Raw genomic sequence first — 1,549 nt, 5'->3', positions numbered from 1 at the left:
ACAGGAGACTGCCGGGGTCAACTCGGAGGAAGGTGGGGACGACGTCAAATCATCATGCCCCTTATGTCTTGGGCTGCACACGTGCTACAATGGCCAGTACAATGAGCTGCGATACCGCGAGGTGGAGCGAATCTCAAAAAGCCGGTCTCAGTTCGGATTGGGGTCTGCAACTCGACCCCATGAAGTCGGAGTTGCTAGTAATCGCAGATCAGCATTGCTGCGGTGAATACGTTCCCGGGCCTTGTACACACCGCCCGTCACGTCACGAAAGTCGGTAACACCCGAAGCCGGTGGCCCAACCCCTTGTGGGAGGGAGCTGTCGAAGGTGGGACCAGCGATTGGGACGAAGTCGTAACAAGGTAGCCGTACCGGAAGGTGCGGCTGGATCACCTCCTTTCTAAGGAGCGCTTCTCACCGCTACGGCGGTCAGAGGGCCACTGCGTCAGCGCATGTCTGACGGTGGTCTGCTCATGGGTGGAACGTTGACTATTCGGCAGGTCCCGGGTCCCGGGACTGTTAGTACTGCACCCCTCGGGGTGCGTGGAACGCGGTCCTGGTGGTTCTGGTCCTGTCGGGCACGTTGTTGGGTCCTGAGGGCGCGGCCGTCTGGTCGGGTCTTCGGTGCCGGCCCCATGCTTGGTTCAGGTGGGTGGCTGGTCGTTGCTTGAGAACTGCACAGTGGACGCGAGCATCTGTGGCCAAGTTTTTAAGGGCGCACGGTGGATGCCTTGGCACTAGGAACCGATGAAGGACGTGGGAGGCCACGATAGGCCCCGGGGAGCTGTCAACCGAGCTTTGATCCGGGGGTGTCCGAATGGGGAAACCCGGCAGTCGTCATGGGCTGTCACCCGCTGCTGAACACATAGGCGGTGTGGAGGGAACGCGGGGAAGTGAAACATCTCAGTACCCGCAGGAAGAGAAAACAACCGTGATTCCGAGAGTAGTGGCGAGCGAAATCGGATGAGGCTAAACCAGTCACGTGTGATACCCGGCAGGGGTTGCGTGACTGGGGTCGTGGGACTTACAGGCTGATTCTGCCGGATCAGCGAGGAGTCAGAAACCGTTGGTGTAGTCGAAGGACATGCGAAAGGTCCGGCGTAGAGGGTAAGACCCCCGTAGACGAAACACTGGCGGCTCCTTTGTGATGTTCCCAAGTAGCACGGAGCCCGAGAAATTCCGTGTGAATCTGGCGGGACCACCCGCTAAGCCTAAATATTCCCTAGTGACCGATAGCGGACAGTACCGTGAGGGAATGGTGAAAAGTACCGCGGGAGCGGAGTGAAATAGTACCTGAAACCGTGTGCCTACAAGCCGTGGGAGCGTCTCAGCCTGTGCTTGCACAGAGCTGTCGTGACTGCGTGCCTTTTGAAGAATGAGCCTGCGAGTTTGCGGTGTGTTGCGAGGTTAACCCGTGTGGGGTAGCCGTAGCGAAAGCGAGTCCGAACAGGGCGACGTAGTAGCGCGCCCAAGACCCGAAGCGGAGTGATCTAGCCATGGGCAGGTTGAAGCGCGGGTAAGACCGTGTGGAGGACCGAACCCACCAGGGTTG

General features: G+C 59.3%; 2 rRNA genes. Both read left to right on the top strand.

Annotation, left to right across the window (positions count from 1 at the left end):
- Window positions 1–397 (top strand): 16S ribosomal RNA (locus ABH941_RS40875); the annotation flags it as partial.
- A 299-nt stretch (window positions 398–696) separates the two neighbouring features.
- Window positions 697–1,549, top strand: a 23S ribosomal RNA gene (locus ABH941_RS40870); the annotation flags it as partial.

This window comes from Streptacidiphilus sp. EB103A, assembly GCF_041261405.1.
Classification (GTDB): domain Bacteria; phylum Actinomycetota; class Actinomycetes; order Streptomycetales; family Streptomycetaceae; genus Streptacidiphilus.
This window is presented reverse-complemented; position numbering and strand designations above follow the sequence as displayed.